This is a genomic window from Myxococcus dinghuensis, assembly GCF_024198235.1.
In the GTDB taxonomy this organism is placed as follows: Bacteria; Myxococcota; Myxococcia; order Myxococcales; family Myxococcaceae; genus Myxococcus; species Myxococcus dinghuensis.
On sequence record NZ_JAKCFB010000090.1, the window covers coordinates 1 to 5,539 of the forward strand.

Genomic DNA, 5,539 nt, shown 5'->3' on the forward strand with positions numbered 1-5,539 from the left:
CCCAGGGCCCAGAAAGACGAAAAGCCCCCGTCGCACGAGGCGACGAGGGCTTCTCAAAAAGAATCCGGCAGCGACCTACTCTCCCACGCGGTTTCCCGCGGAGTACCATCGGCTCTGGAGGGCTTAACTTCCGTGTTCGGGATGGGAACGGGTGTGACCCCTCCGACATTGCCACCGGAAAACAAGAGACAGTGCATACGAAGGGTAAGTTGCAGCGTTCTGCGAGTACAAGCGCTCGCCGATTGCGAAGTGTTGCTTCCGGGTGAATGCATGGGTGCATTCAAGCCTCGGCCTTGGCCCCGAGTCCCTTACTCCCCATGAGGGGGCATGCAAGAGAGTGGGGGAAGTAAGCCGCTCGACCAATTAGTACCGGTTAGCTCAACGCGTTACCGCGCTTACACACCCGGCCTATCAACGTCGTAGTCTTCGACGGGTCTTCAGGGGCTTGCGCCCGGGATACCTGGTCTTGAGGTCGGTTTCCCGCTTAGATGCTTTCAGCGGTTATCCAATCGGCACATGGCTACCCAGCGATGCCTCTGGCGAGACAACTGGTACACCAGCGGTGCCTCCAACCCGGTCCTCTCGTACTAAGGTCAGAGCCTCTCAAGTATCCTACGCCCACAGCAGATAGGGACCAAACTGTCTCACGACGTTTTGAACCCAGCTCGCGTACCGCTTTAATTGGCGAACAGCCAAACCCTTGGGACCTGCTCCAGCCCCAGGATGCGATGAGCCGACATCGAGGTGCCAAACCTCCCCGTCGATGTGAACTCTTGGGGGAGATAAGCCTGTTATCCCCGGAGTACCTTTTATCCGTTGAGCGATGGCCCTTCCATTCAGGACCACCGGATCACTATGACCTGCTTTCGCACCTGCTCGACGTGTCCGTCTCGCAGTCAAGCTCCCTTATGCCATTGCACTCGCCGCCCGGTTTCCAATCGGGCTGAGGGAACCATCGCGCGCCTCCGTTACTCTTTGGGAGGCGACCGCCCCAGTCAAACTACCCACCAGACAGTGTCCCAATCCCGGCTTACGGGACATGGTTAGACACCAGAAATCAACAGGGTGGTATTTCACCGTTGCCTCCACCGAACCTAGCGGCCCGGCTTCAAAGGCTCCCACCTATCCTACACAGTCAATCCCTAGTGTCACTGTCAAGTTGTAGTAAAGGTTCACGGGGTCTTTCCGTCTTGCTGCGGGTAAACTGCATCGGCACAGCTATTTCAATTTCGCTGAGTCCCTCTCCGAGACAGCGCGGAAGTCGTTACTCCATTCGTGCAGGTCGGAACTTACCCGACAAGGAATTTCGCTACCTTAGGACCGTTATAGTTACGGCCGCCGTTTACTGGGGCTTCGGATCATCGCTTTGCCTTGCGGCTGACGAATCCCCTTAACCTTCCAGCACCGGGCAGGAGTCAGACCCTATACGTCGGCTTGTCGCCTTCGCAGAGTCCTGTGTTTTTGGTAAACAGTCGCTACCGCCATTTCTCTGCAACCTCTCTCGGCTTCGGCTGTACGCCTACACCTACCAGAGGCCCACCTTCTTCCGAAGTTACGGTGGAAATTTGCCTAGTTCCTTGGAGGAGAGTTCTCTCAAGCGCCTTAGGATTTTCTCCTCACCCACCTGTGTCGGTTTACGGTACGGACACCCTGCAAACTCCCTACGGGACTTTTCTTGGAAGCAGAGCATCAGCGACTTACCCCTTACGGGGCGCCATGGGGTCTCGGGGATGGCTGCCGCGCCTTTATTCGTACGCGACACCCCTACACCTTTAGACTGACACAACCACCGGTCAGCTCGCCTAGCTTTCTCCGTCCTCCCTTAGTTCAACGCTTGCAAGATGGCGCGGGAATATTAACCCGCTTTCCATCATCTACGCCTTTCGGCCTCGACTTAGGTTCCGGCTAACCCTGGGAAGATTAACTTGACCCAGGAAACCTTGGGTTTACGGCGAGGGGGTTTCTCACCCCCTTTATCGCTACTCATTTCGGCATCAGCACTCCCAGTCGCTCCAGCCACCCTTTCGGTTGACCTTCGCTGCAACTGGGACGCTCCCCTACCGCCACACGCTTTACGTGTGACCCGAAGCTTCGGCACTAGTCTTGAGCCCCGTTACATTTTCGGCGCGGCCTGTCTTGACCAGTGAGCTATTACGCTTTCTTTAAAGGATGGCTGCTTCTAAGCCAACCTCCTGGTTGTCAATGACCTGCCACATCCTTTCTAGTGTTCACTTAGACTAGATTTGGGGGCCTTAGCTGTCGGTCTGGGTTATTCCCCTCTTGCCAATGGACGTTATCACCCACTGACTGCGTCCCGGGCTAACAATTACTGGCATTCGGAGTTTGGTACGGTTTGGTAATCTGGTGAGACCCCTAGCCGTTCCAGTGCTCTACCTCCAGTATTGAATTGCCCGAGCCGATACCTAAATATCTTTCGGGGAGAACCAGCTATCACGGAGTTTGATTGGCCTTTCACCCCTACACACAGCTCATCCCAGAAATTTTCAACTTTCATGAGTTCGGTCCTCCATGCGGTGTTACCCGCACTTCAACCTGGCCATGTGTAGATCACCCCGCTTCGGGTTATAATACACGCAACTGAATCGCCCTCTTAGGACTCGCTTTCGCTCCGGCTCCACCTAACGGCTTAGCCTCGCTACGTATATTAAGTCGCCGAATCATGATGCAAAAGGTACGCCCTCGCACTGGCTTGCGCCGTAGTGCTCGGACTGCTTGTAGACATGCGGTTTCAGGTTCTTTTGACTCCCCTTGCCGGGGTTCTTTTCACCTTTCCCTCGCGGTACTTGTTCACTATCGGTCGCCAAGGAGTATTTAGCCTTACCGGATGGTCCCGGCTGATTCAGACAGGATTGCACGTGTCCCGTCTTACTTGGGTACCCCGCTCAGCTCCAACCAGCTTTCGCGTACGCGACTATCACGCTCTTTGGTGCCTCTTTCCAGAGGCTTCCGCTAGCCAGTCGAAGTCCTACCGCGGACCCACTACCCCGAAGCCACTTGCGTGACTCCGGTTTGGGCTTCTCCCATTTCGCTCGCCACTACTCTGGGAATCACTCATTGTTTTCTCTTCCTCAGGGTACTGAGATGTTTCACTTCCCCTGGTTAGCTCCTTCTCACCTATGGATTCAGTGAGAGGTAACACCGCTATTCGCAGTGCTGGGTTTCCCCATTCGGACATCTCCGGATCAACGCTCGGTTGACAGCTCCCCGAAGCTTTTCGCAGCCACCCGCGTCCTTCATCGCCTCTTGGCACCTAGGCATCCACCGCACGCCCTTAGTAGCTTACTTGCCCTAATCTCTTGTCCAACGCCCGCCTCCCGGCGGATTGTCGAAACTCGAAACCAAGGCCCAGGCCCCTGCTCTTCGCAACAGGCCCGGAAACATTCACTTCGCTTGATTAGAAGCACCCTTCACCTCGCCTCACGGCGACGGTGGTTGGGGTGCCTTCTGCGAGAACTTGTTACTCAGCAGAAATTGCAACTTACCCTTCGTATGCACTTGTCAAAGAACGCTTCCCTGGACGACTGGGAAAACTTGTGTGGAGCTGATCGGAATCGAACCGACGACATCTAGCTTGCAAAGCTAGCGCTCTCCCAACTGAGCTACAGCCCCTTGCGACTTGGGCCACTCTACCATGCTGGGTGCGTCACCGCTTCGTCGGACTTCGCCGACGGAAGTGGTGGGCCTAGGTGGACTTGAACCACCGACCTCGCGCTTATCAGGCGCGCGCTCTAGCCAGCTGAGCTATAGGCCCAGGGAGCTACCGCGTCGGTTTTACCCTACAGCGTCCTTCATTCTCAAAGAGCTGGTGCCGCGTTGCTTCGCGCACTCAGTCCTTCAAAACCAAACAGCAAGCCCGAAGAGTTGAGTCAGGATTGGACTCGGAAACGTTGACCTGGTCGACCTTACGTAGCTCGAAAGCTACTGGCATCGCCTACTGACACCGAGGTGTCTGTCCGATGCCCGGTCTCCTTAGAAAGGAGGTGATCCAGCCGCAGGTTCCCCTACGGCTACCTTGTTACGACTTCACCCCAGTTACCGACCACTCCTTGGGCACCTCTTGGTGAGGTGACTTCTGGAGCAATCGACTCCCATGGTGTGACGGGCGGTGTGTACAAGGCCCGGGAACGTATTCACCGCAGCGTGCTGATCTGCGATTACTAGCGATTCCGCCTTCATGGAGTCGAGTTGCAGACTCCAATCTGAACTGAGACCGGTTTTATGCGATTAGCTCCCCCTCGCGGGTTGGCAACGCTCTGTACCGGCCATTGTAGCACGTGTGTAGCCCTGGTCATAAAGGCCATGAGGACTTGACGTCATCCCCACCTTCCTCCGGTTTAACACCGGCAGTCCCTCTAGAGATTCACTTGCGTGACAACTAAAGGCGAGGGTTGCGCTCGTTGCGGGACTTAACCCAACATCTCACGACACGAGCTGACGACAGCCATGCAGCACCTGTCTCTCGGTTCCCTTGCGGGCACCGCCTCATCTCTGAGGCATTCCGAGGATGTCAAGACCAGGTAAGGTTCTGCGCGTTGCGTCGAATTAAACCACATGCTCCACCGCTTGTGCGGGCCCCCGTCAATTCCTTTGAGTTTTAGTCTTGCGACCGTACTTCCCAGGCGGAGAACTTAATGCGTTAGCTTCGGCACCGCGGGGGTCAACTCCCACGACACCTAGTTCTCATCGTTTACGGCGTGGACTACCAGGGTATCTAATCCTGTTTGCTCCCCACGCTTTCGCGTCTCAGCGTCAGTTACCGTCCAGGTGGCCGCCTTCGCCACCGGTGTTCCTCCCCATATCTACGAATTTCACCTCTACTTGGGGAATTCCGCCACCCTCTCCGGCACTCAAGCACGACAGTTTCGGGCGCACTTCCTCAGTTGAGCTGAGGGCTTTCACACCCGACTTGTCACGCCGCCTACACGCGCTTTACGCCCAATAATTCCGAACAACGCTTGCACCCTCTGTATTACCGCGGCTGCTGGCACAGAGTTAGCCGGTGCTTCTTCTCCCGGTACCGTCAAGCCGTAGCGTGTTGGGCTACGGGTTTTCGTCCCGGTCGAAAGTGCTTTACAATCCGAAGACCTTCATCACACACGCGGCGTTGCTGCGTCAGGCTTTCGCCCATTGCGCAAAATTCCCCACTGCTGCCTCCCGTAGGAGTCTGGACCGTGTCTCAGTTCCAGTGTGGCTGATCGTCCTCTCAGACCAGCTACCCGTCGTTGCCTTGGTGGGCCATTACCCCGCCAACTAGCTGATGGGCCGCGGACTCATCTGGTTGTGATAGCTTGTATACAGAGGCCACCTTTTCCCTCAGTCTCCGAAGAAACCGTGGGCTTATCCGGTATTAGCCAATCTTTCGACTGGTTATCCCAGGCATCCAGGCAGATTATCCACGTGTTACGCACCCGTGCGCCGCTCTACTAAGGGTTGCCCCTATTCGCGCTCGACTTGCATGTGTTAGGCACGCCGCCAGCGTTCGTTCTGAGCCAGGATCAAACTCTCCAATTGTATTTTT

The 5,539-nt window shown here is 56.0% G+C and carries 2 tRNA genes and 3 rRNA genes; all 5 read right to left on the minus strand.

The features are described 5' to 3' along the window. Positions 1-62: 62 nt before the first annotated feature. The 5 genes from rrf to LZ198_RS42385 all read right to left on the minus strand — a co-directional run bounded on the left by rrf (position 63) and on the right by LZ198_RS42385 (position 5,532). A 5S ribosomal RNA gene (gene rrf / locus LZ198_RS42365) occupies positions 63-179 on the minus strand. 163 nt (positions 180-342) lie between these two features. Further along, positions 343-3,306, minus strand: a 23S ribosomal RNA gene (locus LZ198_RS42370). A gap of 251 nt (positions 3,307-3,557) precedes the next feature. Continuing rightward, a tRNA-Ala gene (locus tag LZ198_RS42375) sits at positions 3,558-3,630 on the minus strand. Between the two features lie 65 nt (positions 3,631-3,695). Then, positions 3,696-3,772 (minus strand) — tRNA-Ile (locus LZ198_RS42380). Positions 3,773-3,994: 222 nt separating this feature from the next. Next, a 16S ribosomal RNA gene (locus LZ198_RS42385) occupies positions 3,995-5,532 on the minus strand. Together the 16S, 23S and 5S rRNA genes with 2 tRNA genes alongside form the textbook arrangement of a ribosomal RNA operon. Positions 5,533-5,539 lie beyond the last annotated feature (7 nt).